General features: G+C 40.5%; 26 protein-coding genes and 1 riboswitch. Of the genes, 23 read left to right on the top strand and 3 right to left on the bottom strand.

Translation table 11 applies throughout. The features are described 5' to 3' along the window. Positions 1-11: 11 nt before the first annotated feature. The 18 genes from ACZ5WS_RS14955 (at position 12) to ACZ5WS_RS14870 (ending at position 18,459) form a co-directional block, all read left to right on the top strand. Positions 12-917 carry a FliM/FliN family flagellar motor switch protein gene (locus ACZ5WS_RS14955; RefSeq protein WP_138607578.1) on the top strand — a complete coding sequence of 302 codons (906 nt, stop codon included), beginning with the start codon at positions 12-14 and terminating at the stop codon, positions 915-917. Positions 918-920: 3 nt separating this feature from the next. Beyond that, complete coding sequence (locus ACZ5WS_RS14950; RefSeq protein WP_055011667.1) at positions 921-1,253, top strand: FliM/FliN family flagellar motor switch protein; 333 nt, start codon at positions 921-923, stop codon at positions 1,251-1,253. Between the two features lie 4 nt (positions 1,254-1,257). Continuing rightward, positions 1,258-2,010 (top strand): flagellar type III secretion system pore protein FliP, encoded by a 753-nt coding sequence (gene fliP, locus ACZ5WS_RS14945; protein ID WP_075170636.1) that lies wholly within the window; start codon positions 1,258-1,260, stop codon positions 2,008-2,010. Then, positions 2,007-2,276, top strand: coding sequence for a flagellar biosynthetic protein FliQ (locus tag ACZ5WS_RS14940; protein ID WP_138607580.1), 270 nt, complete (start codon positions 2,007-2,009; stop codon positions 2,274-2,276). The genes fliP and ACZ5WS_RS14940 overlap by 4 nt, the downstream gene beginning before the upstream one ends. After that, positions 2,273-3,052 (top strand): flagellar biosynthetic protein FliR, encoded by a 780-nt coding sequence (fliR, locus tag ACZ5WS_RS14935; RefSeq protein ID WP_055011669.1) that lies wholly within the window; start codon positions 2,273-2,275, stop codon positions 3,050-3,052. Before ACZ5WS_RS14940 ends, fliR begins: the two co-directional genes overlap by 4 nt. A gap of 4 nt (positions 3,053-3,056) precedes the next feature. Then, complete coding sequence (flhB, locus tag ACZ5WS_RS14930) at positions 3,057-4,187, top strand: flagellar biosynthesis protein FlhB (protein ID WP_138607584.1); 1,131 nt, start codon at positions 3,057-3,059, stop codon at positions 4,185-4,187. A gap of 16 nt (positions 4,188-4,203) precedes the next feature. Continuing rightward, the gene (gene flhA / locus ACZ5WS_RS14925) at positions 4,204-6,279 is read left to right on the top strand and encodes a flagellar biosynthesis protein FlhA (RefSeq protein ID WP_010391191.1); all 2,076 of its coding nucleotides are present in this window, start codon (positions 4,204-4,206) and stop codon (positions 6,277-6,279) included. A gap of 140 nt (positions 6,280-6,419) precedes the next feature. Next, a riboswitch (cyclic di-GMP riboswitch) is annotated at positions 6,420-6,502 on the top strand. A gap of 97 nt (positions 6,503-6,599) precedes the next feature. Then, on the top strand, positions 6,600-7,472 hold the full coding sequence (locus tag ACZ5WS_RS14920) for a MotY family protein (protein ID WP_464709555.1): 873 nt from the start codon (positions 6,600-6,602) through the stop codon (positions 7,470-7,472). Positions 7,473-7,492: 20 nt separating this feature from the next. Further along, a complete protein-coding gene (locus ACZ5WS_RS14915) occupies positions 7,493-8,806 on the top strand; it encodes a sigma 54-interacting transcriptional regulator (RefSeq protein ID WP_464709552.1) in 1,314 nt (437 codons plus the stop codon). A 17-nt stretch (positions 8,807-8,823) separates the two neighbouring features. Continuing rightward, positions 8,824-9,147 (top strand): flagellar hook-basal body complex protein FliE, encoded by a 324-nt coding sequence (locus tag ACZ5WS_RS14910; protein WP_010391195.1) that lies wholly within the window; start codon positions 8,824-8,826, stop codon positions 9,145-9,147. A gap of 8 nt (positions 9,148-9,155) precedes the next feature. Next, on the top strand, positions 9,156-10,883 hold the full coding sequence (gene fliF, locus ACZ5WS_RS14905) for a flagellar basal-body MS-ring/collar protein FliF (protein ID WP_178955436.1): 1,728 nt from the start codon (positions 9,156-9,158) through the stop codon (positions 10,881-10,883). Next, positions 10,864-11,883: a FliG C-terminal domain-containing protein gene (locus ACZ5WS_RS14900; protein ID WP_010391197.1), complete on the top strand. Its 1,020-nt coding sequence runs from the start codon at positions 10,864-10,866 to the stop codon at positions 11,881-11,883. The genes fliF and ACZ5WS_RS14900 overlap by 20 nt, the downstream gene beginning before the upstream one ends. 2 nt (positions 11,884-11,885) lie before the next feature. Continuing rightward, positions 11,886-12,518, top strand: coding sequence for a FliH/SctL family protein (locus ACZ5WS_RS14895; RefSeq protein WP_464709547.1), 633 nt, complete (start codon positions 11,886-11,888; stop codon positions 12,516-12,518). Further along, on the top strand, positions 12,511-13,860 hold the full coding sequence (locus ACZ5WS_RS14890) for a FliI/YscN family ATPase (protein ID WP_464709545.1): 1,350 nt from the start codon (positions 12,511-12,513) through the stop codon (positions 13,858-13,860). Before ACZ5WS_RS14895 ends, ACZ5WS_RS14890 begins: the two co-directional genes overlap by 8 nt. Next, positions 13,853-14,269: a hypothetical protein gene (locus ACZ5WS_RS14885; RefSeq protein WP_010391201.1), complete on the top strand. Its 417-nt coding sequence runs from the start codon at positions 13,853-13,855 to the stop codon at positions 14,267-14,269. The genes ACZ5WS_RS14890 and ACZ5WS_RS14885 overlap by 8 nt, the downstream gene beginning before the upstream one ends. Before the next feature lie 48 nt (positions 14,270-14,317). After that, positions 14,318-16,744 (top strand): ATP-dependent helicase HrpB, encoded by a 2,427-nt coding sequence (hrpB, locus tag ACZ5WS_RS14880; RefSeq protein ID WP_464709543.1) that lies wholly within the window; start codon positions 14,318-14,320, stop codon positions 16,742-16,744. A 220-nt stretch (positions 16,745-16,964) separates the two neighbouring features. Further along, positions 16,965-17,516, top strand: coding sequence for a heme NO-binding domain-containing protein (locus ACZ5WS_RS14875; protein ID WP_138607598.1), 552 nt, complete (start codon positions 16,965-16,967; stop codon positions 17,514-17,516). After that, a complete protein-coding gene (locus tag ACZ5WS_RS14870) occupies positions 17,509-18,459 on the top strand; it encodes a sensor histidine kinase (RefSeq protein WP_464709541.1) in 951 nt (316 codons plus the stop codon). Before ACZ5WS_RS14875 ends, ACZ5WS_RS14870 begins: the two co-directional genes overlap by 8 nt. Positions 18,460-18,535: 76 nt before the next feature. Here ACZ5WS_RS14870 and ACZ5WS_RS14865 read toward each other — a convergent pair whose 3' ends face one another. Beyond that, positions 18,536-18,757: a hypothetical protein gene (locus tag ACZ5WS_RS14865; RefSeq protein ID WP_008108632.1), complete on the bottom strand. Its 222-nt coding sequence runs from the start codon at positions 18,755-18,757 to the stop codon at positions 18,536-18,538. A 191-nt stretch (positions 18,758-18,948) separates the two neighbouring features. On the opposite strand from ACZ5WS_RS14865, the gene ACZ5WS_RS14860 reads away from it, so the two are divergent. The 5 genes from ACZ5WS_RS14860 to ACZ5WS_RS14840 all read left to right on the top strand — a co-directional run bounded on the left by ACZ5WS_RS14860 (position 18,949) and on the right by ACZ5WS_RS14840 (position 23,878). Then, entirely contained in the window at positions 18,949-19,665 is a 717-nt protein-coding gene (locus tag ACZ5WS_RS14860; protein WP_464709537.1) for a DUF1499 domain-containing protein, read from the top strand. A 117-nt stretch (positions 19,666-19,782) separates the two neighbouring features. Beyond that, complete coding sequence (locus tag ACZ5WS_RS14855) at positions 19,783-20,829, top strand: NAD(P)-dependent alcohol dehydrogenase (RefSeq protein ID WP_464709534.1); 1,047 nt, start codon at positions 19,783-19,785, stop codon at positions 20,827-20,829. Between the two features lie 217 nt (positions 20,830-21,046). Continuing rightward, the gene (locus ACZ5WS_RS14850) at positions 21,047-21,469 is read left to right on the top strand and encodes a hypothetical protein (RefSeq protein ID WP_010391213.1); all 423 of its coding nucleotides are present in this window, start codon (positions 21,047-21,049) and stop codon (positions 21,467-21,469) included. After that, positions 21,466-21,663, top strand: a complete 198-nt coding sequence (locus ACZ5WS_RS14845) for a helix-turn-helix transcriptional regulator (RefSeq protein WP_008108814.1) — start codon at positions 21,466-21,468, stop codon at positions 21,661-21,663. Before ACZ5WS_RS14850 ends, ACZ5WS_RS14845 begins: the two co-directional genes overlap by 4 nt. A gap of 88 nt (positions 21,664-21,751) precedes the next feature. Further along, positions 21,752-23,878: a TonB-dependent receptor plug domain-containing protein gene (locus tag ACZ5WS_RS14840; protein WP_464709531.1), complete on the top strand. Its 2,127-nt coding sequence runs from the start codon at positions 21,752-21,754 to the stop codon at positions 23,876-23,878. A 137-nt stretch (positions 23,879-24,015) separates the two neighbouring features. On the opposite strand, the gene ACZ5WS_RS14835 is transcribed toward ACZ5WS_RS14840, so the two are convergent. Both ACZ5WS_RS14835 and ACZ5WS_RS14830 read right to left on the bottom strand, forming a co-directional pair. Continuing rightward, positions 24,016-24,600 carry a hypothetical protein gene (locus ACZ5WS_RS14835; RefSeq protein ID WP_109875572.1) on the bottom strand — a complete coding sequence of 195 codons (585 nt, stop codon included), beginning with the start codon at positions 24,598-24,600 and terminating at the stop codon, positions 24,016-24,018. Beyond that, positions 24,597-25,166, bottom strand: coding sequence for a hypothetical protein (locus ACZ5WS_RS14830; RefSeq protein WP_464709529.1), 570 nt, complete (start codon positions 25,164-25,166; stop codon positions 24,597-24,599). The genes ACZ5WS_RS14835 and ACZ5WS_RS14830 overlap by 4 nt, the downstream gene beginning before the upstream one ends. Positions 25,167-25,230: the final 64 nt, after the last annotated feature.

Genomic DNA, 25,230 nt, shown 5'->3' with positions numbered 1-25,230 from the left:
AAAACAGTGGTATGAGTAAAACGTTAAACGCTAAAACAAAGCTAATTAAAGCGAAAAATTCTGAGCATATTACTCCATTTGCACTCACGCTTGAGCAAAGAGCATATGAACAAGCACAACAAAAAGCAGCGCACATAAACGTTAATATTCGTAAAACTTTGGAGTTAGAGCTAGCCCAATTGTTTAACGACAGCCGTTTTGATGTCGAAATTTCGCCTTGTTCGCATTCGGTTATTAACAGTTGGTTTAAAGAATCCCCAAGGATATTTCTTGCCTGTCCTTTATTTGCGCCTACTCAAGGTGAGGCCTATTTAGCGCTTGATTATCAAAGTGCATATAAAACAGCGGATTTATGCTTAGGTGGGCAATTTAATAATGTTAACAGCACAGAGCAAGTCTCTGACGAGGTGAATAACGAATTAAGCTCAACAGAAAGCCGTATTTGTGGTCGTTTACTACAGCGCCAAGTGCAGGGCATTCAAGGCTTATTATTTAGAGAACGCTCAGCGTTATTAGGTGAGATACAAAAATCTCATACCTTACCTGAAGCATTACAATACTTAGCCTTTAAAGTGCGGTTTATATTAGAAAACCAAGTAATAAGTTGGTTTTTATGGCTGCCAATTAGCTTTTTTTGCGCAGCTGATAGCGAGCAAGATTCTGCAAATAGTAACACACTCAATACTGATATGTGGGCACAGTTTGCGGTGCAAGGTCAGATTGAAATGGCAAAGAAAAAAGTCACTTTAAAGCAATTAAAAGCTTGTGTGGCCGGCGGTGTATTACCCATTGAACTTAACGAAGCAGCGCTATTTAACCTAGGCCATAAACAAATATTTAAAGGCCAAGTCGTTGAGCAAGAGACTGGCTTAGCATTTCAAATTACACAATTATCAAATAATACAACGAGTAACTAAATTATGAACGAGAACCTTGATAGCGCCTTAGCGGGCTTAGAGCTTGATGCTTTTGATGGATTTGATGACAAATCTGCTGATAAAACTAATGAAGGGAATATGTCATTTTTTCAAGATGTTCCTTTACTCGTCACTCTTGAAGTAGCAAGTACTGAAATTACCTTAGGCGAGCTTAGTCAAGCCAAAGAAGGCGATGTGCTTAAGCTAGACAAAGTAGCTGGTGAAGCGCTTGATGTAAAAGTGAATGGGGTATTTTTTGCTAAAGCAGAAGTGGTAATGGTTGAAGGGCAGTATGGTTTGAAATTTGCTCAAACAGATACCGCAAAGGATCAGTAAACAAATGAATAAACGCGTAATTTTTAAAGTTAGCCTACTGTTAATCATGTTGTTTTTACCAAGCTGGCTAAATGCAGAAGAACTTACGCTGTTTTCTCTAAAAGATACGGCCGACGGACAAGACTACAGCGTTAAACTGCAAATACTCTTATTAATGACGGTATTGAGTTTATTGCCTGCGCTACTGATGGTTTTAACGTCGTTTACCAGAATCATCATTGTATTGGCGATTTTGCGCCAAGCTATGGGGTTACAACAAAGCCCGCCGAATAAAATTTTAATTGGCATCTCACTGATGCTCACTATGTTGATTATGCGACCAGTTTGGCAAGACATTTATCAAAACGCGTATACGCCTTTTCAGCAGCAAACCATAGGATTAGAGGAAGCTTTACTCACCGCAGAAAAGCCTTTGCGTGCTTTTATGCTCAGACAAACTCGCGAAAGTGAATTACGCCAAGTGTTATTAATAGCCAATGAGCCAACCACTCTCACCGCGCAAGAGATTCCGTTTGAAGTGTTAATGCCTGCGTTTGTATTAAGTGAGCTCACAACGGCCTTTCAAATTGGCTTTATGTTATTTATTCCTTTTTTAATCATTGATTTAGTTGTTAGTAGTGTGCTGATGTCTATGGGTATGATGATGCTATCACCGCTGATCATTAGCTTACCGTTTAAGCTCATGGTATTTGTACTTGCCGATGGCTGGTCAATGATAGCAGGTACGCTGGCAGCAACATTTGGAATGTCACCATGACCCCAGAAATGTCGGTAGAGCTTATTTCAAGCGCAGTTTACACCATCATAAAACTGATTTTAGTCTTAATTGTGCCGGGTTTAATACTTGGTATTGTGGTGGCTATTATTCAAGGTGCGACCTCTATTCAAGAGCAAACCCTAACGTTCTTACCGCGTATGTTATTAACCTTATTAATGGTGGTATTTGCGGGACATTGGATGCTACAAATTATGATTGATTGGTTTGATAAGCTCAAATTTATGTTACCTGGGGTATTTGGTTGAGCTCATTACTCTCTTTAACGTCTACTGATTTAGTCAGCTGGATGGGCACGCTTTGGTGGCCATTTGTACGCTTTTCTGCACTTTTATGGTCTATGCCGGTATTTGACAATCCGGCGGTAACGCCACGCTCTCGTATTTTAGTGTCTATGATGTTGGCTTTTTTAGTTGCTCCGCAGTTACCACTTGCACCTGCTATTGACTTGTTTTCTTTAGATGCCGCCATCTTAACCTTCGAACAAATTATTTTTGGGGTAATGATGGGGTTATCGCTGCGTATTTTGTTTGAAGTAATGGCAATGATAGGGCTGATCTTATCCATGCAGATGGGCTTATCAATGGCGCTAGTTATGGACCCCGGCAGTGGTAACCAAGTGGCATTATTGGGACAGTTATTTTGGATTATGTGTGCATTACTTTTTTTTGCCGCAGATGGTCACTTAATAACTTTGCAGGTTATGGTAGAGAGCTTTCATAGCTTTCCGATTGGTCGCAGTATTTATGAGTTTGATATTCAGGCGATTATTATGTTGTTTGCGTGGATGTTTTCCTCTGCTTTATTGCTGTCACTACCAGGGATAGTCGCCATGTTATTGGTTAACTTAACCTTTGGTGTAGCAAGTAGGGCGGCGCCGTCATTAAATATTTTTGTATTGGGTTTCCCTATGTCGCTATTGATGGGGTTTTTCTGCGTATTTATGACCTTAGAGTACACAGGAAGTGCGTTTTCAAGGCTAACGTATCATGTGCTAACAACCTTTGCACAGGCGATGAGGTAGCGGTATGTCTGAAAATAGCTCGCAAGAAAAAACAGAACAACCCACAGAGAAACGGCTAAAAAAAGCCAAAGAAGACGGCCAAGTCGCGCGCTCAAAAGAGCTCAATACCGCTATTTTATTAATGGTCAGTATTGCTGGGTTATTGTGGTTTGCCAATTTATTTTACAGCTTATTTGTAAACTTAATGAACAGTACTATGGTGCTGGATCACTCTATTATTAATAATAAAAAAATGATGCCCATCGCATTGGGTGACGCCATTATGAATATGCTATCGACTCTCACGCCGTTTTTATTATTAAGCTTTTGCGCAATGTGGATCACTGGGTGTTTACCTGGTGGGTTTGTGTTTTCAAAAAAACTCGTGGCGCTAAAAATGAGCAAGCTCAACCCACTAACCGGGTTAGGCAAAATGTTTGGTAAACAGTCGTTAGTAGAGCTACTTAAATCAATACTAAAAATAACCTTACTGGCGATTTGCTTATATACCTTTTTAACTAAGCTGTGGATGCAGCTGATGGTATTACAAAACTTAGATATAAAAGTGGCGATAGGCCAAGGCATTGAGTTGTTATTTTTATCGTTAATGATCACGGTAACTTTACTGCTTTTTATTGCAGTTATTGATGTGCCTTTTCAGCAAAAACAGATTGCTGATAAAATAAAAATGACCCACCAAGAAGTAAAAGAAGAGCGTAAATCTTCAGATGGTAGCCCTGAGATAAAAAATAAAATTCGGCAAATACAATATCAGCAATCGAATAGAAAAATTGAAGAGCGTGTTCCCACTGCTGATGTGATTGTCACTAATCCTACTCATTATGCTGTGGCAATAAAGTACAGTGAAGAAGCGGCTAAAGCCCCTTATGTTGTCGCTAAAGGCGTAGATGAAATGGCGCTGAGAATACGCGAAGTCGCCCGCATGAATAACAAAGAAATTATAGAGATCCCCGCATTAGCACGGGCTATTTACTTTTCGACTAGGGTCGACCAAGAAGTGCCCAACGGCTTATACAGTGCGGTTGCCTATGTACTGACCTATGTATTGCAATTAAAAGCATACAAGCAAGGGCGAGGACAAGCACCCGCCGCATTGCCTGAATTAACAATCCCTAAAAACTTACAGAAACCTTAGATGTTGGAGTTATAATTTGAACTGGCGCAGTTTTACTCAACCTTATACCGCTATTCCTATTTTGCTGTTAGCTGTTTTGTCGATGGTTATTTTGCCATTACCAGGATGGTTATTAGATGCATTATTTACCTTCAACATTGTATTGTCGGTGATTGTATTGTTAGTCGCTGTATCGACTAAAAAACCGCTCGATTTTTCTGTATTTCCGACTATTTTGCTAGTCGCCACCTTGATGCGTTTAACCCTAAACATTGCTTCAACACGTGTGGTATTACTGCATGGCCATGAAGGCTCAGATGTGGCAGGTCGCGTTATTCAGGCCTTTGGTGAAGTGGTTATAGGCGGTAACTACGTCGTTGGTATTGTGGTGTTTGTTATTTTAATGGTGATTAACTTTGTGGTTATTACCAAAGGCGGTGAGCGTATTTCTGAGGTGGCTGCACGCTTTACTCTAGATGCCATGCCCGGTAAACAAATGGCAATTGATGCGGATTTAAATGCCGGATTAATTGGCCCTGAGCAAGCAAAAGAGCGACGCAGTACTATAGCCCAAGAGGCCGATTTTTATGGCTCTATGGATGGCGCCTCTAAGTTTGTGCGCGGTGATGCCATTGCCGGTTTAATTATATTAGTGATCAACCTGTTGGGCGGTGTATCAATAGGTGCTTTCCAACATGGTTTAAGTTTAGCCGAAGCGTTCCAACGTTTTGCGCTGTTAACTATAGGTGATGGCTTAGTTGCGCAAATTCCTTCGTTATTACTCGCGGTTGCTGCGGCAATTATTGTTACGCGTATGAACGATGAAGGCGATGTAAGTGAAGCAGTAGGTAAGCAGTTACTTGCCTCTCCGCGTGTTATTTTTACTGCTGCATTAATTATGGTTACGCTTGGTATTGTGCCAGGTATGCCCACTGTCGCCTTTTTAGGGTTTGCCGCGCCATTATTTTATGTTGCTTGGCGATTACAACGCTCTCTCCCCGATAACTCTTTAATTGAAGCCGAACAAATGACCGACACCATTTTAAGTGAGCAACAGGCTAACTTAGAATGGGGAGATATTTCTCATGTTGATAAGTTGTCGGTTGAGCTTGGCTTTCGCTTGGTTTATTTGGCCGATAAAGACAAAGGGGAAGAGCTGGTAAAAACCTTAAGAGGTGTGCGTAAAAATCTTTCTGAGCAACTTGGATTTTTATTACCGGAGATCAGAATAAAAGATAACCTAAAATTAAATCCACAAGAATACAAAGTAAACTTAGCCGGTGTGCCTGTTGCAAGTGCTAATGTAAACGCCAAAGAGTTACTCGCGTTAAATACCGGTGATGTATACGGCAGCTTAGATGGTGAATTAACCACTGATCCTGCTTATGGGCTTGAGGCCGTTTGGATAAAAGATGACAGCAAAACCCAAGCATTAAATATGGGTTACTCTGTGGTTGATTTAGGCACCATTATTGCTACTCATACCGGCAAAGTGATCAAAGAACATTTAGATGAGTTATTTAGTTATGAAGACGTACAAAAGCTAAATGAACGGCTAAAAGAAATCTCACCTAGCTTAGCCGAAACCTTCGAAAAAGCATTACCGACTAATTTACAGCTAAAAGTGATTCGTTTACTACTAAAAGAACACATAAGTATTAAAGACATAGTCACTATTGCCGGCACATTAATAGACAGCGTAGAGGTAACTAAAGATCCGATTTTGCTGGTTTCAGACGTACGCTGTGCACTGCAAAAAGTATTGGTAAAACAGGTGATGGGTAATCGTGATGAACTCAGTGCTTACAGCCTAGATGAAAAGCTAGAAAGCACTTTACAAAGCTCACTTGATCAAGCCATGCAGGCGGGCAAAGTAGTACTAGATAGTTTTGCGGTAGATCCTAATTTACTGGGGCAATTTCAACGCACCATGCCGATGATAGTCGAAGACATGAAATCAAGAGGTGTAACACCAACATTAATTGTGGTTCCACAGCTAAGACCGCTGCTGGCACGTTATGCTAAAACTTTTACTAAAGGCAGCTTAGTCGTTCTTTCTTATAATGAAATTCCAGATACTATCCGCGTAGATATACTCGGTTCGTTAGGATAAATAGTTGTAAATGTAGTGTAAAATGAATTGACTATGAATTTTATAGAGTAATGTTTGCATTTAGTGATATTTAGCTATAGTCTACTGTTTTTATTGTACATAATTACTAGTTTTTATGTTGGTTTAAAATAATGCATAAGTAAATTAAACGGCAAACTATGCGAAAGCATAGGACGCAAAGCTTCCAGTCTAAGGCAATCGCTACGATCGTGGGGTTACATTAACTTAGTGATATTCATTAATACTGTGTTTGTATTTGTTGTATTTCGCTATTGATTTAAAAAACTTAATTGTTCTATTTAACTTTATACGGAATATACATGAATAGATTAACTCAGCTTATTAAATTTGCATTGCCCTGTGCTGTGTTTGTGTTGCCGCAGGGGCACGCATCAGAGCAAAATCTGGTGCAAAGCTACGAAAACTCCACCTGGTCAGTCAGTAGCAACCCGTTTGCTTGCTCTCTCAAGCAGCGCTTTGATAATTATGCGCTACTTGAAGTGAAATCAGTACCTGCACAACAGCAACAACTTGTATTTACTTGGCTTTTACAAGATAAACCGATAAAAAGTTTGCATGTTCTCTCTCGTAAAGCCGATTGGCAGCCAGCAAATACAGTTCTCACGCCGTTAAACTTTATGTCTAAAGATATTAAAGACAATGAAATACAATTTTCTGCAGATATGACCCCATTACTTCGCGTTATTAAGCAGGGCGGTTGGTTAGACAGTATTATAAACTTTGGTGATGAACAACTTCGCCTTACCTTTACTAATACCCATAGCGATAAAATAGTTGCAGATTATCAGCAGTGTTTAGCTAGTTTATCTCCGCTTTCTTGGGAGCAAGCACGCGACCATCAATTACAGTTTGCTAGTGGGCAGCGCACAGTAACAACGGCTAAAGATCTTAAATTTTTAAAAGATTTAGTGCGTTACATCTCTTTAGACAGCCGTGTAAGTAAAGTACTGGTTGATGGCCACACGGATAATACGGGCTCGCCGCTATCAAATCGGCTGCTTTCAAAAGAAAGAGCAGATGACGTTGCTGCCAGACTCATTGAATTTGGTTTACCAAAAGACATGTTAGAAGTAAGAGCGCATGGTCAACGTTATCCCATTATAAAAAATTCAGAGCAGGGCGCATCGTCTAATCGCCGTGTTTTAGTTCGTCTTTTCCGACACTCAAGTTAATTGCACCGCAAAGGAATAATATGAGTCAAAGATACCTTTTATGGATCAGTGAACAACAGCCAACGTCTGAAATTCAGCAGGTTGTATTTGCCGAAAACTTTAAGTTTCTGCATACAAACTCCATCAGCGATGCGGTTAGTCACTGCCTTACCAGTAAGCCAGAGCTTGTGTTTGTTGATGCAGATACTCAACAGCTCGAACTGGTTGAATTAGTAAAATTACTGCGTAAGACATGCCCCACTTCGCAAATTGTGACGTTAGTCGATTCTTCACAAAGTGAAATTGCTTCAAAAACAATTAATGCCGGTGGCGCAGTTGATTATTTATTAAAACCTTTCTTTGCAGAACAGCTTAAAAAAACAATCAGAAACACTGATTCAATGAAGCATGGGTTTGAAGATTTAATCGCTGCTTCAACTAAGTCACAGCAAGTACTTCGTTTGGCTAATCGCGCAGCTCAAACCGCCGCAGGGGTGTTGATCACCGGCGAATCGGGAACAGGTAAAGAGAAGTTAGCGCACTTTATTCATAAAGCTTCAGAGCGTAGAGATAAGCCATTTATTGCGGTTAACTGTGCCGCTATTCCTGAAAATATGCTTGAAGCCATGTTATTTGGTTTTAATAAAGGCGCGTTTACCGGCGCGGTGAATGCTCAGCCAGGTAAATTTGAGCTGGCCAATGGCGGCACTATTTTACTTGATGAAATTACTGAGCTGCCATTGGATTTACAAGCTAAATTACTGCGAGTATTACAAGAGCGAGAAGTTGAAAGACTCGGCAGTCATCAAAAAATAAATTTAGACATACGCATTATTGCCGCCTCTAACCGCGTATTGCGTGAACAAGTTGAGCAAGGCACATTTCGTGAAGATTTATTTTATCGACTAGATGTATTACCGCTTAGTTGGCCTGCACTTCGGGATCGTGTTGATGACATCATCCCATTGGCTCATCACTTTATAAAAAAATACGGCAACTCTGAGTTTCATATTAGCAAGCAAGCCGAAGATGTGATGCTTTGTTACAACTGGCCGGGCAATGTACGAGAAATTGAAAACGTAATCCAACGAGCTTTAGTGATGGCCAGAGGCGTTGAAATTCAGGTTGAAGATTTAAATTTACCAGCATGCTCACCAGCGGCAGTCGATTTCTGTGCTTCTCAGTTAAAAGAGAATAAAAAGCAGGCGGAGTTTGATTATATATACAGTTTATTGAGTCGATTTAAAGGGCATCGCACCCAAACTGCACAGGCGCTTGGCGTAACTACCCGAGCATTAAGATACAAAATTGCCGCTATGCGTGAATGCGGTATTGATATTGATGCAATTGCATAATTTGAAGGAAAAAAAGAATGTCGCCAATTGAAAGTCAACAAATGATGCTGGGCAAAATGATGGACATGCAAAAAATTGCAGGTCCAGAGAGCATAGAGCCGGCTGCTATCAGTAATCAAAATGTAAATATTAGTGAAGATTTTAAGCATGTTATTCGCTCTATCAACGCCCAACAAAATATCGCCGGTGAGATGGTTAAAGCCGTTGATACTGGTGAAAGTGAAGATGTGGTAGGCGCAATGATCGCTAGTCAAAAAGCGGGGCTTAGTTTTTCTATGCTGATGGAAATGCGCAATAAAGTGCTCAATGGCATTGATGATGTCATGCGCATGTCACTGTAGAGGCTGATATGAAAGGAGAATTAGCAAAAGTACCTGAGCAAAATGAGAGTAACCTAAAAGAAAGAGTGGTTAATCTCTCAAACAAATTAAACTTCGGCAACTCAGGTGACAGAAGTGTTGCAACTATTGCATTGTTAGCCACCTTAGTGGCGGCGACCATAGTCCTTATTTTATGGACCTCGGCTAAAAACTACGTACCGCTTTACGGTAATCAAGAAAGCTATGATAAAGCCAATATTTTAGAAATTTTAGATAAAGAACAAATCACGTTCCGCATTGATACCGACAGCGGTAATATTTTAGTGCCACAAGAAAAACTGGCTGATGCGCGAATCACGCTTGCGGCTAGAGGAATAAAAGCCTCTATGCCTGAGGGTATTGAGAATATTAGCGACAAAGTGTCTATGGGCACCAGTCAATTTATCGAATCTATGCAATACCAGCATGCCTTAGAAGGTGAGTTGGCACGCACCATTATTAACATGCAAGGCATACGTAATGCGCGCGTGCACTTGGCAGTCCCTAAGCGTAGCTTGTTTGTTGGTCGTACTGAGCAAAAAACCGCAGCGTCTGTGATGGTTGATTTAGCGCCAGGGCATGAGCTTAAACCAGAGCAAGTGGAAGCCATTATTGCACTGATTATTGGCAGTGTGCCTGGGCTTGATTCTCGTTCTGTGTCGGTGGTGGATCAGCGTGGTAAATTACTCAGCGGCGACTTATTTGATACCACCCCAGTAGGCAAAGAAACCGATAAAAAGCTCGCCTTTATTGAAAAAGTTGAGCGCAATATAGAGCAACGCGCCTCTATAATGTTGTTGCCAATTTTGGGTGAAGGTAATTTTAGAATTCAGGTTTCTAGTGATGTTGATTTTAGCGTGGTAGAAGAAACACGCGAAATGGTTGATCCACAAAATGTATTAACCCAAGAGTTTATTAAATCAGATAGCACCTTAGATCAACTGGCGGCGGGCATTCCTGGCTCTTTAGCTAATGAGCCACCTGTGCCTAATGAACAAGCTGAAGATGAAAACAACGAGCGTACTTCACAACGAAGTGAGAGTAAGCGACAGTTTGAAAATGGTCGCTCAGTGACTCACACCCAATTTGAAGTAGGCCGTATTAAAAACATGAGCTTATCAGTACTTATTAATGAGCAAGTAGCTGGAACAGCTGATGGCTGGAGCGAAGCAAAGCTGGCTTCATTAGGTGAAATGGTAAAAAAAGCCACGGGGTTTAACGACGCACGCGGCGACCAATTTAACATCACTAGCTTTGCCTTTGTAGAGCAAAAGATTTTAGCACCGGGTGAAGGCCTTGAGTGGTGGCAAATGCCCGAGCTTAAAGAGTATGCTCGTTATATTGTGGGTACTTTAATTAGTTTATTACTGATTTTATTTGGTGTGCGTCCTTTAGTTAATCACTTGATAAAAGGTAAAAGTAGCGAAGCAAACAACGCCATGGCAACCGCTGATAATGAAGTTAAATCAGCCTCTGCAACAGAAAGACAAAGCAGTCCGCTTGATGACGCCATTAATGCTAAATCGCAAATAGAAAACTTAACCGCCAAAGAAGGCGAAAGCGAACATCAAAATATGTCGTTACCGCAAATAGGCAATGACTTTGAAGAACAAATAGCGCACATGCAGTTACTTGCTAATAAAGAAACCGAGCGTGTCACGTCGGTAATAAAATATTGGGTAGAACAAGGAGTTGAAATTGAATCAAGAAAAGCTTGATAAAGGCTCACAATTACCGGCGTTAGATCGCGCCGCTATTTTATTGCTAAGTATGGGCGAGGAAAATGCCGCCAGTGTTATTCGTAAATTAGGCCGCCGTGAAGTACAGGCTATTTCTGAGCGCATGGCTAAAATTTCAAACGTTACTCAACAGGATGTTGCAGGCACCTTGAGTGAATTTTTTGATTGCTACCGCAATGAAAGTGGTGTCAATGGCGCGTCGCGTGTGTATTTAGAGCGAGCACTTGATAAAGCTGTCGGCCGTAAGCTTGCCAAAACTATGCTTGATGATATTTATGGTGGTGCAATGAATGACGATTTACGTCGTTTAGAGTGGATCCCGCCAGAGCTTATAGTACGTTTTTTAGATCAGGAACATGTGCAAATGCAGGCGCTGTTTTTGGCCTTTTTACCCCCAGAGCAAGCCTCAGCTATTATTGTACTGTTTCCAGAATCGAAGCATGATGATTTACTGTATCGTATTGCCAGCCTTCGTGAAGTGAGCGAACACGTTATTGATGATGTGCGTTTAACGCTTGAATCGTGTATTGAATTTGTTGGCCGCCAAGTAGGTGCACAAGTAAATGGTGTCGATAAAGCGGTAGAAATTATGAATCGTTACAACGGTAATAAGAGCCAAATTATCGAACTAATGAAAAAACATAACACTAACGTAGCTGATGAAATACAAGAGAAAATGTACGACTTTGATGGCTTAATTAAGCAAACAGACGAGACATTAACCTTGTTGCTTAATGACATTCCAGATGAGTTATGGACGATGTCGTTAAAGGGTGTAAACAGTGAGTTTTTAGCGCGTGTTTTAGGTGCATTACCTAAACGTTTAGCGCAGGTGTACCAACAACAAATTGATGGTTTAAGCGCGCAACCACTGAGCAAAGTGATTGCCGCCAGAAAAGAAATTATGTCGATAGTAAGAGACATGAGCAAACAAGGTGATATTGAATATCGTTTATTTGAAGAAGAGACCGCAGGCTAACTATGAGTCAAGTATTTAGGTTTCCCACTTTAAATAAAAATGAGCAACATCAAACGCTGCAAGAGCGTTTAGATGCTGCTCAGCGTGTTGGTTTACAGCAGGGCTTTGAAAAAGGTCTTGCGCAGGGGGCAGCCGATAAGCAAAGTGAGTTAGAGCAGCAAATGGAGCAACAAATAGAGCTACGGGTTGCTGAACGTCTTGAAGCGCAAAAAACACAGCTTATTGAACGTTTTAACACTTTATTTGATAAAGCTAATAATGAGCTACTTAACTTTAATGATGAGTTTAAACAAGACCTTGCCTTAATGATAAGTACCTTGGCTGAGCACGTTATTGACTGCGAGCTAAAAGTACGCCCCGAAATACGCGCGCAGCTTATTGAAAAAGCCATTAACTTGCTTAGCAATCGCGATGTAGTAACAAAAATTATGTTCTCAGGGGCTGATCGTCACTGTTTCGATGATGCACGTTTAGCTGAGTTTTCGGTGCCGACTTACTTTGATGAGGCTCTGATCAGTGGAGACGTTGAACTGGTGGCAGAGCAACAAACACATCGATTTTCTTTTTCAGAGCGATTACAAAGCCTTTTGGATGAAGTGATACCTGAAATTTTAAAAGCGCAACCGCATGACTAACCCACTTCATACTTGCTTAAAGTCTGCGCTGAAAGCGCTAACCCCGCCTGAATTAGTTAAAAGTTATGGCCGCTTAACGCGAGTAAATGGTTTAACGCTTACCGCTACCGGTGGGCAATTTGCTATGGGTGAAAAATACCAAGTAGAAAGTGTTGATGGTCACTGGTATGACGCTGAAGTCGTAGGCTTTAATCAAGATGAAGCCTATTTAATGCCCCTGAAAAAAATACAAAATTTATATTCAGGTGGACGCGTTAGGCCAGTTATAAAAAACACTCATGTGGCTATTTCTGAAAAGTTATTAGGGCGTGTGCTCGATGCGCAAATGCAGCCGATTGATAACTTAGGCCCACTTGAACAAGACAGCACAAAAAGCGTCAGTAAATTGGGTAACGATTATTCTTTAACGCCGCTGGAGCGCAAAGGCGTTATCGAGCCGTTAGATGTGGGTATTCGCGCCATTAATAGCTTATTTAGTGTGGGAAAAGGCCAGCGTTTAGGGCTATTTGCAGGTTCGGGTGTAGGTAAAAGTAAGTTGCTTGGCATGATGACCCGCTTTACCTCTGCCGATGTGGTTATTGTAAGCCTTGTCGGTGAGCGTGGTTGGGAGGTAAAAGATTTTATTGAGCAAAGCCTTGGTAAAGAAGGCTTAAAAAAAGCCATTGTAATAGCATCGCCAGCAGACGATTCTCCCTTATTGCGTATTAAAGCGGCCGAGCTTAGCCATAAATTGGCGGCCTATTTTAGAGATAAAAATTCAAATGTATTGCTGTTGATGGACTCATTAACCCGCTATGCGCAAGCACAGCGAGAAATTGGCTTATCGGTAGGTGAGCTGCCTGCATCCAAAGGATACCCGCCATCGGTATTTAGTAAATTAACCCAGCTGGTTGAGAGTTCCGGTAATAGTGAAAAAAGTAAAGGCAGCATGACCGCCATTTATACAGTATTAGCTGAAGGCGATGATCAACAAGATCCAATAGCCGATAATGCCCGAGCAATTCTTGATGGCCATATAGTATTGGATCGCACCTTAGCAGAAAAGGGCCACTATCCGGCGATTAATATTGGTTCATCGATTAGCCGAGTAATGCCAAATATAGTAAGTGATGAGCAGCTAAGTTTTTGTTATAAATTGAAAAAGCTTTATAGCCGCTATATGCAAGTGCATGAGCTTATTCCTTTAGGGGCGTATCAAGCAGGTAAAGATCCGGAACTCGATAGTGCGGTAAATTTGTACCCACAAATCGAATCATTTCTATGCCAAGGGTTGAACGAACAAGTGGATTTTTCACAGTCAATAACTCAATTAAATGCAGTGATGGGTAAACTGAATGCTTAATAAATTTTTAGGATTACAACAACAAAAATTAGATAAAATGCTGGCCGAGCAAACTCAGTTGCAACAAAGAAGTAACCTAGAGCAGCAACGCTTATCGCAGCTTCAGCAGCACATAAACAGTATGGATAAAAACCAGCAAATGAGCTCGGCGCTGAGCTTACAAAATTTATCAGGGATGAAGCGTATTTTGTCTGGCTTATCGACGCAGCAACAAGCGCGCATTGATGATTCACAGCAAGATGAATTACGTCAGCAGCAAGCTTGTTTTAAGCAAATGAGCTTCACCAAAGGCATAGAAGGGATAGTGAGTAATAGGCATCGTGCTGATCAAAATAAAGCGCAGCAGCAAGAGGCTAAAACGTTAGATGAAATGATCAGCCAAGCACATAGTCGTACTCTGCATAAATAACTGCTAATTTTTGCTACAATGGCGGCAAAGTAATTTAGGGTAAATAGCGTGCTGCCGGTTCAAGAAATATATACTTCACTCATTGATGCTTTAAAAGCCAACCCAATCACCTTACTGCAAGCGCCGCCTGGTGCTGGTAAATCAACATGGTTGCCATTACAGCTTATGCGCGATGGGCATTATAAGCACATCGTCATGTTAGAGCCGCGGCGCTTGGCTGCAAGAAATATTGCTAACTATTTAGCGCACTGCCAAAATGAAACGCTAGGGCAAAGTGTCGGTTTACGGGTGCGAGGTGAAAGTAAAGTCAGCACACAAACTCGCCTTGAAATAGTTACCGAAGGCATGCTTACGCGCATGTTACAAAATGATCCTGAGCTTAGTGATGTTGATTTACTTATTTTTGATGAGTTTCATGAGCGTTCCATCGCAGCAGATACCGCACTGGCTTTTGCTTTAGAATCGCAAGCGGCACTGCGTGAAGATTTAACCATTATGTTGATGTCGGCCACCCTTGATAGCGAACGCTACACTGGGTTTTTTAATTGCCCAGTAATTCAATCAAACGGGCGAAGTTACCCCATTGACGAAATATATTGCCCAATAAAAGATGAAAGCCGCTGGCTTGATGCTATTCCACCAATAATAAAACAAGCACTCAATGAGCAAACAGGCAGTGCGCTGGTATTTTTACCCGGCCAGCGTGAAATACTGCGAGTGCAGCAAGCGTTGATCGACTTGCCCAGTAATTGTATTGTTGCCACATTATTTGGCGAACAAGATAAAGCCAATCAACAAGCAGCAATTTTACCTGCGCCTCAAGGGATGAGAAAAGTAGTATTAACGACCAATGTTGCCGAAACAAGTTTAACCATTGAAGGTATTAGAATTGTTGTTGATAGCGGCAAGCGCCGTGCAGCCAGCTTTAATTTAAAAACCGGTGTCACTGAGCTCACTACGCAAAGTATATCGCGTTCATCGGCAGTACAACGCGCAGGGCGTGCAGGACGAATAGAACCAGGGGTTGTGTATCGGTTAGGTTCCAAACAAACTTTTGAAAGACGAAACAGCCACGATAACCCTGATATTCTTACCTCAGATATTAGCCAACTGATGCTTGAGGCGAAGCAGTGGGGCGCAAGTATTAGTGAACTCACCTTACTTGACCCGCCGAGTGAGCAACAATCCAGCCAAGCTACTAATTTATTATCTATGCTTGAAGCCATAGATAGTAACGGTAAGCTCACCACGCTGGGTAGTAAAATGTTGGGCTTTGGTGCCGATATTCGCTTAGCGCATATGTTATTAAAAGCGCAAATGTTAGAACCACAGTTAAGTGGGATTTATCGCTTAGCTATTTATTTAGTGGCCTTACTAGAAAGCCGAGTTAGCACTGCCAATGAGCTCAACCTAGCACTGCATAGTCAACAACAACGACCACATCCGGTGTTTAAGCAGCAATTAAATTATTGGTTAAAACGCTTAAAATTTACCGACAGTCGTACAGATTTAAACACTGAACATTTAAGCTTATTAGTGTCGCTTGCCTATCCAGATCGGATTGCTAAAAAACGTGGTAATGGCTACTTATTAGCAAATGGTGCAGGGGCTGAACTAAACCCTGATTATTGGCATAATGACGAATATATAGCTATTGCCAGTATGGGCGGACATAAAGGCGGGCGTATTTTTGCGGCCACGGCGCTAAATCCATTAGCACTTAAAGAGTATTTACCGCATTTATTCACTGAGTTGACTCGCTGCGAGTTTGATGAAAAAGCCGCTCGGTTTATTCATCAAGATGAAGTAAAACTTGGGGAAATTACCCTTAGTAGCCAACCAAGTAAACATAAGCTTGATAAAACAGAGCGGGCCAAGGCATGGCTTAGTTTGTTTGCCAAACAGGGCTTTTCACTGTTTAACGAGCAAAAAGAAAGTGAGCAACTACTTATTAGAATGTGCCTAGCCAGCAAATTGATACCAGAACAGTTTCCTGTTATTAATCAGCAGCAGCTCATTGAAACAGCAGGTGATTGGTTAGGGGTATACCTTGAAGATATTAAAACCCTTGAGCAACTTAAAAAGTTTAATTATTTTGAGGCACTACAAAACAGTTTTAATTGGCAACAGCAAAGCGAGCTAAAATCTTTACTCCCACTGCGGCTAACAGTACCAAGTGGCTCTAACATAAAAATTGAATACCAACTTGATGGACCTGCCAAGCTTAGTGTGCGCATGCAAGAAGTATATGGTTTAACCAGCACGCCTATGTTAGCTAACGGTAAATTAACACTGCTAATGGAGTTGTTATCTCCAGGCAAGCGTTCACTACAGTTAACTCAAGACTTAGCACATTTTTGGAATAGTAGTTACCGCGAGGTACAAAAAGAGATGAAAGGGCGCTACCCCAAACATTTTTGGCCAGACGATCCAGCCAATAGCGTTGCCACTAATAGAGTAAAAAGCAGAATGTGATCACGCTTTCTTAACTTTACTTAGTGTTAAACGTTGACCATGCAAATAACGAACTTTTTTGGGCGTTTTACAAGCGACTAAACTACTATTACTTTAATGCTGACATTTTACAGAGTAAGACTTACTACGCTAGTGTACATATGAGCCGTAAGGTAGCGAGCGTTTGTAACTAATTGAAGACACAGCTAACAATCTAAAAGTGATAATAGAGGGAACATGCATGAAAGGCGTTATCTTTAGAGGGCTTGAGGCACTGGTTATTGAAAAATGTGGCATGGCTGTATGGGACGACTTACTTGAAAAAAATGCACCTGAAGGTCGTGTTTATATTTCTGCAGAAAGTTATCCAGATGAGGAAATAGTTGGTTTGGCACAAGATGTAGCAACTGCACTTTCTATGTCTATGCCAGAGGTATTAAAGGCCTTTGGAGAGTATTTATTTTCTCACTTAAAGGCACGTCACCCAGCTATAGTAGACAGCTTTAATAGTTTTGCTGATCTCATTATTAGTATTGATAAAGTAATTCATGTTGAAGTAGCTAAGCTTTATCATGAGCCTAATTTACCTGAAATTGACGCCCAAATTATTGAAGACGGGTTTATTTTAATGCGTTACAACTCTAAGCGACAGCTTTGTATGTGCGCCGAAGGGCTTATTTTTGGTGCTGCGGCTCATTATGGGGTTGATGCTAAACTTAATCATGCCCAGTGCATGCATGATGGGTTTGATTCGTGTTTAATTGAAATAAAATATGAGACTCCCCATGGCTGAAGACGACTACAATTATAAAAAAGCGTATCTGCGCGAAAAATCAGCTAGAGATCAATTAGAAACCCTACTAGAAGACAAAACACGGGCGTTGTTTATTGCTAATCAAGAGCTGGAAGAAAAGCTCGAAACGGTCAAAAACCAACAAATAACCTTAATGCAAAGTGAGAAAATGGCCACGTTAGGGACACTCTCTGCTGGCATGGCTCACGAAATAAATAACCCGCTTGCTTACATAACCAGTAATGTAGCCAGTATAAAATTTATAAAGCCCGTGTTGGTTTCGTTAATGACGGCGGCTCAACAATTTGTAGATAAATCGATTTCAGTAACGCAGTTAGAGTCTATTTTAGTTCAGCTCAACCGAGAGAACGACTTAAGCTTTATTGTGGATGATATTGATGACTTAGTTGATGATACCCAAGAGGGATTAGAGCGTATCGCTCATATTGTTAGTAATCTTGTCGACTTTGCGAGCCTAAAAGACAACGTAACAACAATGGCAGATATTACAGAATCATTAAATGGCACGCTAAAGCTACTCGAAAACCAGCTGGGAGCATGTGCTATAGAGTTACACATTGAAAAGTTACCCCTAACACAGTGTAATATATCATCGATGAAACAAGTCTTTGTAAACTTATTAATTAATGCCAAACACGCCTGCGACGATTTGCGCGATCAGCAAGGAAAAATAATAGTTAAGCTGTTTGCCGATAAAAACAATATTTACATAGAAGTGGCAGATAACGGCTGTGGGATGGACGCTGATACACTTAAACAAATGTTCGATCCTTTCTTTACCACTAAACCCGTAGGCCAAGGCACAGGTATGGGAATGGCTATAGTTTACAATGTACTTAAAGAGCACAATGGCACTATAGAGGTTGAAAGTGAAGTGGGTAAGGGGTCTTTAATACGTTGTGTAATACCTATTACTACATAACTTTGTAAGCTTGAAGTTTACAATATAGGCATGGCTACAAAGTGTGTTGTGGCTATTGAGCTTAGGTATTAGTATCTTAACTCGACACTTCTTGTCCGCCGTGTTGCTCGGCTAAATCATCAAGTTCGGCAACGGTATAATCAAATCCGCTTTCATCATATTCGTAGCTTACTTTAACGCTGTCGCCGCCATTAAAAAGACGTGTTTTTACGTCATTGACTGGCCAATCTTTTAATTCGTGTAAAAAGCGGTTAGCCACTTGTGATGACTCAAATCGGTAACTAATCTCTGTTTTCATAAATAATAATACCCTGATAATTTTACCCCCGTAGTTTGTTGATTTTTACCAAGGAGTCAAGTTATCTATTTTAAAAGGGTAATAAATTATGACTTTATAGATACTTATCAGTCATAGTAATCTAAATTGGAGTGTTAACAGTATAAAGCTGTTTAAAAAACAATAACCATATAACAATAACGGAGTAGGCAATGAAATATTTAGTGAGCTTAGTTGGGCTTATCGCTTTTTTAATGGTGGTACTACCGGGACCCCTTTATAAATTTAATATCGTTGAACTAGGCACTGCTTTTGCCGGTTTTAGATTAGGTGTGTATGTCGGTGGAGCAGCATTAGCCTTATTATTAGTTCAAGTGCTATTTATGCGTAAAACAGTGAGCTTAGCCAGTGCACTGATCACTGTTATTTTTGCAGCAGTTGCTATTGCAATGCCGCTTAACATGATGAATACAGCAAAAAGTGTTCCGCCAATTCATGATATTTCTACCGATTTAATTAACCCTCCTGAGTTTGTTGCGGTTGTGCCTTTGCGTGCTGATGCACCTAATCCTGTTGCATACGCGGGAGAAGAAACGGCAGCGCAACAACGAAAAGCATACCCAGAACTAAAATCGCTCGAGTACAACCAAACGCAACTAGAAGAATTAGTGGCAGCTACAACAAAAGCCATGGAAAACCTTGGTTGGGAACTGGTTAATAGCGATGTTAATAATGGCATTGTTGAAGCCACAGACACCACAACTTGGTTTGGCTTTAAAGATGATGTTGTGGTGCGTATTAACGACAAAGGCAGTAAGCGTGTGGTAGACATACGCAGTAAATCTCGCATTGGTAAAAGCGATTTAGGCAAAAATGCCCAGCGTATTAAAACGTTGATTGACGAGTTAAACGCCGTTGTGGTGCAGTAATTGATAAAAATAGCCCAGCATTATGCTGGGTTTTTTGCAGTTGCTACGTCAGTTCATGTTCAGAGCTGATAATGCATACTGTGTGAGTTATAAATTTTAATAAACTATGGAGTTATTATGAAAACAGTCGGATATGCAGCAAAAAGCCAAGGTTCTGAACTTACAGAGTTTTCTTTTGAGCGCCGCGATTTACGAAATAACGATGTAGCAATAGAGATTTTATATTGTGGTGTCTGTCATTCAGACTTACACGCAGTGCGAAACGATTGGGGTGGCAGTAACTACCCATTAGTACCAGGGCACGAAATTGTTGGTAAAGTAATTTCGGTTGGTAGCGATGTTACTAAATATCAGCAAGGCGATACCGTTGCTGTAGGCTGTATGGTTGACTCATGTCAAAGCTGCGACCAATGTCATAATCACGAAGAGCAATTTTGTCGTGAAGGCATGGTTGGCACTTACAGTGGCAAAGACAGAATAAATGGTGAAATGACTCAAGGTGGCTACTCTAAGCATGTAGTGGTGCGTGAAGAATTTGTGCTTTCAGTACCTAAAAATTTAGAGCTATCTCGCGTTGCGCCTTTATTGTGTGCTGGCATTACTACTTACTCACCGCTGCATAAATGGGGTGTTAAAAAAGGCAGCCGTGTTGCAGTTGTCGGCCTTGGAGGGCTTGGCCATATGGCGGTTAAAAATGCCGTGGCAATGGGTGCAACGGTTACGGTTATTGGCCGCACTGAATCTAAAAAAGAAGATGCTATCGAGCTAGGTGCACAGCACTATTTAGTGTCGAACAACGATGATGAAATGAAAGATGCGCAATCAGCGTTTGATGTGATCATTGATACTATACCGGTAAAGCACGACCTATCACTGTATACACCGCTACTTGATATTGATGGCACGTTAGTGATTGTTGGCCAAGTAGGCCCTGTTGATGAGCTAAACACAGTGCCATTGTTAATGGGTCGTCGTCGAGTGGCAGGATCCTTAATTGGTGGCATTGCAGAAACACAGCAAATGCTCGATTTTTGTGGTGAGCACAATGTATTACCTGAGTGTGAAATGATCAATATAGATGAAATTAACACCGCTTATGAGCACATGGAACGCTCAGATGTGCGCTACCGTTTTGTTATTGATATGGCGTCGATTGACGTGTAATGATCATATAAATTAACCTTAAAAAGAGCCGCATAGCGGCTTTTTTTCGTTCTTAATAAATAATGGTCTGAGACTCTATAATTTATGTAAAAACAGCGGCGATAAAATTGAATTTAAAGTATAGCTTAATTAGTTTTTAGTAATGTAAACTTGACTTTTTGTATGGTATGAATGATATTTGTAAAGTAAACATTACTTTTTAAATAGGATTAAAGCAATGAAAACAGAATTAAATTTAAAACAACGCCAAATTAAAAATACTAGCTACTTGGTTAAATGTACCTTGATTTGGTTACTCACCTTAGCGTTATGTAGCTTTGGCCCGACATTAATTTGGGATCGCGCCGAGATAATTAGCGGCTTTTTTATAGTTGTAAATGTAATAGCCGGCATTGTAATGATTTTGGCTAACAAACGTTACTTACAGGGGATGGATGAGCTGATGCAAAAAATACATCTCAGTGCCATGGGGTTTACCCTAGGTGCAATATTGGTAGGTGGGCTTGCGTACACTAATTTGCAATTGAGTGGCTTAATTGATTTTAAAGCACAGATACCCGATTTAATGTTTTTAATGGGAGCAGTGTATTTAATTAGCGTGTATGTACTTAACAAACACTATTGTGCAGGTGATGAATGAAAAACCGATTAAAGGTATTAAGAGCCGAGCATAACTACACCCAAGCAAGGTTGGCCGAGCTGCTAGATGTTTCTCGCCAAACTATTAATGCGATTGAAAAAGGTAAGTTTGATCCCAGCTTGCCACTGGCCTTTAAGGCAGCAAGGTTGTTTGAGTTAAAAATAGAAGATATTTTTGACGACGAACAGGGTTAAAAATTAACAAAGTGCGACAATATGTCGCGCTTTTTAGATTGCTACAGCACGTATAATTTACCCACAAAAATTTTGTGGTAAATCAATAATGACTGATAAAAAAAATTCTTTAACCCCTTATTTATTATCCCCTTTAGCGCTTGTTATAAGTAGCGTATTATCGCCAGTTGCTTTTGCAGATGACACCTCAATTGAAGTGATTGAAGTGCACGGCCAAGCACAAAATAAACATCTATCATTAGGCTCATCTGAATCGTTATTAACCGATTTAGGAGTGGACTTTTCTGCCGCTGGTGGCATGGCCAATTTACCTGTTTTAAATGGTTTAATGGGCGATAGAGTGGCGGTACTGGTTGATGGGGCGCAAATCACCGCCGCCTGTGCTAACCAAATGAACCCGCCACTGTCTTATATTTCGGCCAATCAAATTAGTAGCTACAAAGTAGTTGCAGGTGTTTCTCCAGTAAGCGCGGGAGGCGATAATATTGCAGGTGTGATTGCTGTTAATTCTATTTCACCTCAGTACAGTGAAAACAGCGAACTTGCATGGCATTCAGGTTATGTGTCAGCCCAGTACAACACCCTTGATAACGCCAAAAAGATCGGCGCAGGTATGCGCATTGCCAGCGATGTACTCAGTTTTAATTATCAAGGTGCGTTTAGCGATGCTAACAGCTATGAAGATGGTAACGGCGATTTAGTGCTCGATACCCTATACCGCGCGCAAAACCATAGTTTAAGTGCTGCTATGCGAGATGAAAAGCAACAATTAGTGGTTAAGCTAAGCCATCAAAAAATACCCTATCAAGGCTTTGCTAATCAATATATGGATATGACAGATAACACCAGCTATGGCGCTGTTGCCCAGTATCAGCGTGCTTTTACAAGCAGTGAGCTTGAAGCGCAGTTAAATTGGCATAACGTAAAGCATGAAATGGGGTTTTTTAGCGCAGAAAAAACCGGAAAAATGCCCATGAAAACTGATGCTGAGGATATAAGCACCCAGTTAAAATGGCGACTAGCGCTTGATAACAACAGCCAGTTACTACTCGCGCAAGAGTATCACCACATGAAATTAGATGACTGGTGGCCTGCAGTTGAGGGCTCAATGATGATGGGACCAAATGACTATAAAAATATTAATAATGGCCGGCGTCAGCGTATTGCTTTGCTTGGAGAATATGAAAGCCAACTAAATACTCGCTGGTGGTTAAATGCAGGCATTCGATTTGAAAATGTAATGACCAACACTGATGATGTGCAAGCATATAATGCAGGCATGGCTGCAATGAATGCAATGGCCATGGCGATGCCAAGTGATGCAATGGCGGCTAAAAAGTTTAATAACCAAAGTAAAAAACAAACAGATAATTTAGTTGATGCAAACGTGCTGATTAATTATCAACTAAGCAATAACGACGAACTACAAATTGGCTTAGCCCGTAAAAATCGTGCGCCTAATTTATACGAACGCTACAGCTGGGGCGTAGGTAATATGGCCACCACCATGATTGGATGGTACGGCGATGGCAACGGCTATATTGGTAATATAAACCTTAAACCAGAAACCGCACACACGCTTAGCAGCACGTACACCCGCATGGCAAAAGATGACAGCTGGCGTATAAGTGCTAACGCCTGGGTGAGCGACGTGAATGACTATATTGATGCCAACATAGTAAGAAGCTTTAACCGCACAGCGCTTGCTGGCAATACCCGTAATGTACTTATGTTTAATAACGTAGGTGCTACGCTTTATGGCGTAAAGATAGATGCGGTTTTAGCACTGCACGAGTCTAAGCACTATGGTAACTGGTCGTTAAAAGCGAATATTAGCAACACCCGTGGTAAGCGCGATGATACCAATCAGCCGCTTTATCAAATTAAGCCGCTGCAAAGCCAATTTGCCATTAACCAGCAAGTTGGCCGCTTTGAAAACGCACTCACGTGGCAGTGGGTCGAAAGTAAAACTCGCGTAGATAGCAACCGCCTAGAAAACCAAACTGAGCAGTACCATTTACTTAATTTAAGCTCAAAAGCCAGTTGGGATGCACTTACCGTAAGTGTTGATATTACCAATCTGCTTGATGAGTATTATCAATTACCACTTGGTGGCGTAAGTATTGCTGAGTTTAAACAAGATATGTCGCAGGGCTTTAACCAATTGGCAGGGCAGGGGCGCTCTATAAATTTAGCTATGAGTTACGCGTTTTAAGATGAGATAGTAAGTTAGTATGAGCCGTCTGATTCGATTTTTGGTTAATCGAATCAGACAGTTTATTACTATTTTTCTAAGAGCGTGTATTGAATAATCAAGCGATTTGAAACGAATGTGAATAATATTTAAAACTATTATTCACATTGCCACTTATTTAAATGCTCAATAATAAAGTCATCAATCTTTTTATGGATTGAAATATTATCTTGATTAACTAAATAGCTAATGTTCATATTTTCGAACTCTATATCTCTAAAGCAGCTATACTTATTCACCGCGCTATATTCACAGCTACCCCAATACAAAAAAGCATTTTCTGATTTAGTATATAAAGTGAAACTATATTTTTCATGTTCAACAGGAATATACAGATCTTTAGCATCAGAGAATGTATCAAAAAAATTAGCATTAACATTACGCTCTAGCTTTCGATGAGGCAGCAGGTTAACCGATATAAAGTTATTCAATGAGCTTTTATCATTTTGATAGTCAACGGGCTGAAACTCTTTTATATGTTGAACAACATAATTAGCTGAGAAGAACAAAATCGGAGCCTTTGATAATTCCTTATCAAATGCATTGTCACCCTTATTTGAATTAATAAAACTTGCATCTGAAAGGTACTCATTAGGAAAGCATCTATCTTGCCATTTTGTTTCAGAATTATTCTCATTACAGCCTGTCATGAGTAAAGTTAGGACTAAAACTGCTTTTTTCATTGTGCTTGATAACCTGTATTTGTATCACAGTCATGGCAATATAAATGGCCATATATCTTAAACTCTTTTTCATCAGCTACTGACTCAAGCCAAGTACCTCCATAAAAATGTTCAGGTATATTAAAGCGCTTAAATGCTAGTTTATGATAATCAGCCATTTGTCTTAAGCTTAATTTTCCTGGTATGGAACCAGTTTTATTCCTGTAATCTCTTTTTACAAAAAGAATATGTAACCTAGCAACTTCATTTCCAACTTCTTTTATTTTCTCCCTTGTCTCTTTTATACTACCTCTGAAACCTCCTTTATTTAAACCGATAGCTAAGTTTACTACAGTGGATCTAGCCATTAACTCCCAGTATGAGAATCCCTTAAAGTTCCAAAATTTAGGATCACCCTTCGTTATTTCATTTTTTAGTTTCTTCGTATCTGATACCCATAGAGCATAACCAATACGGGCTACTGGATCTTTTTTATCAAGTCTACTTTTCCAAAATGCTTCCAGATTGCCTTCTACTTGATATGATTGCTCTAGAGGAGTGATATTGATTGAATCTATTTTTACCATGCTATATCCCTTAACAAATTTAATGTTCCATTAAAAGGTAATCCTAGCAGAATGATAAAACAAA

The sequence above is a fragment of the Pseudoalteromonas sp. 11L1 genome, from assembly GCF_055397545.1.
This window is presented reverse-complemented; position numbering and strand designations above follow the sequence as displayed.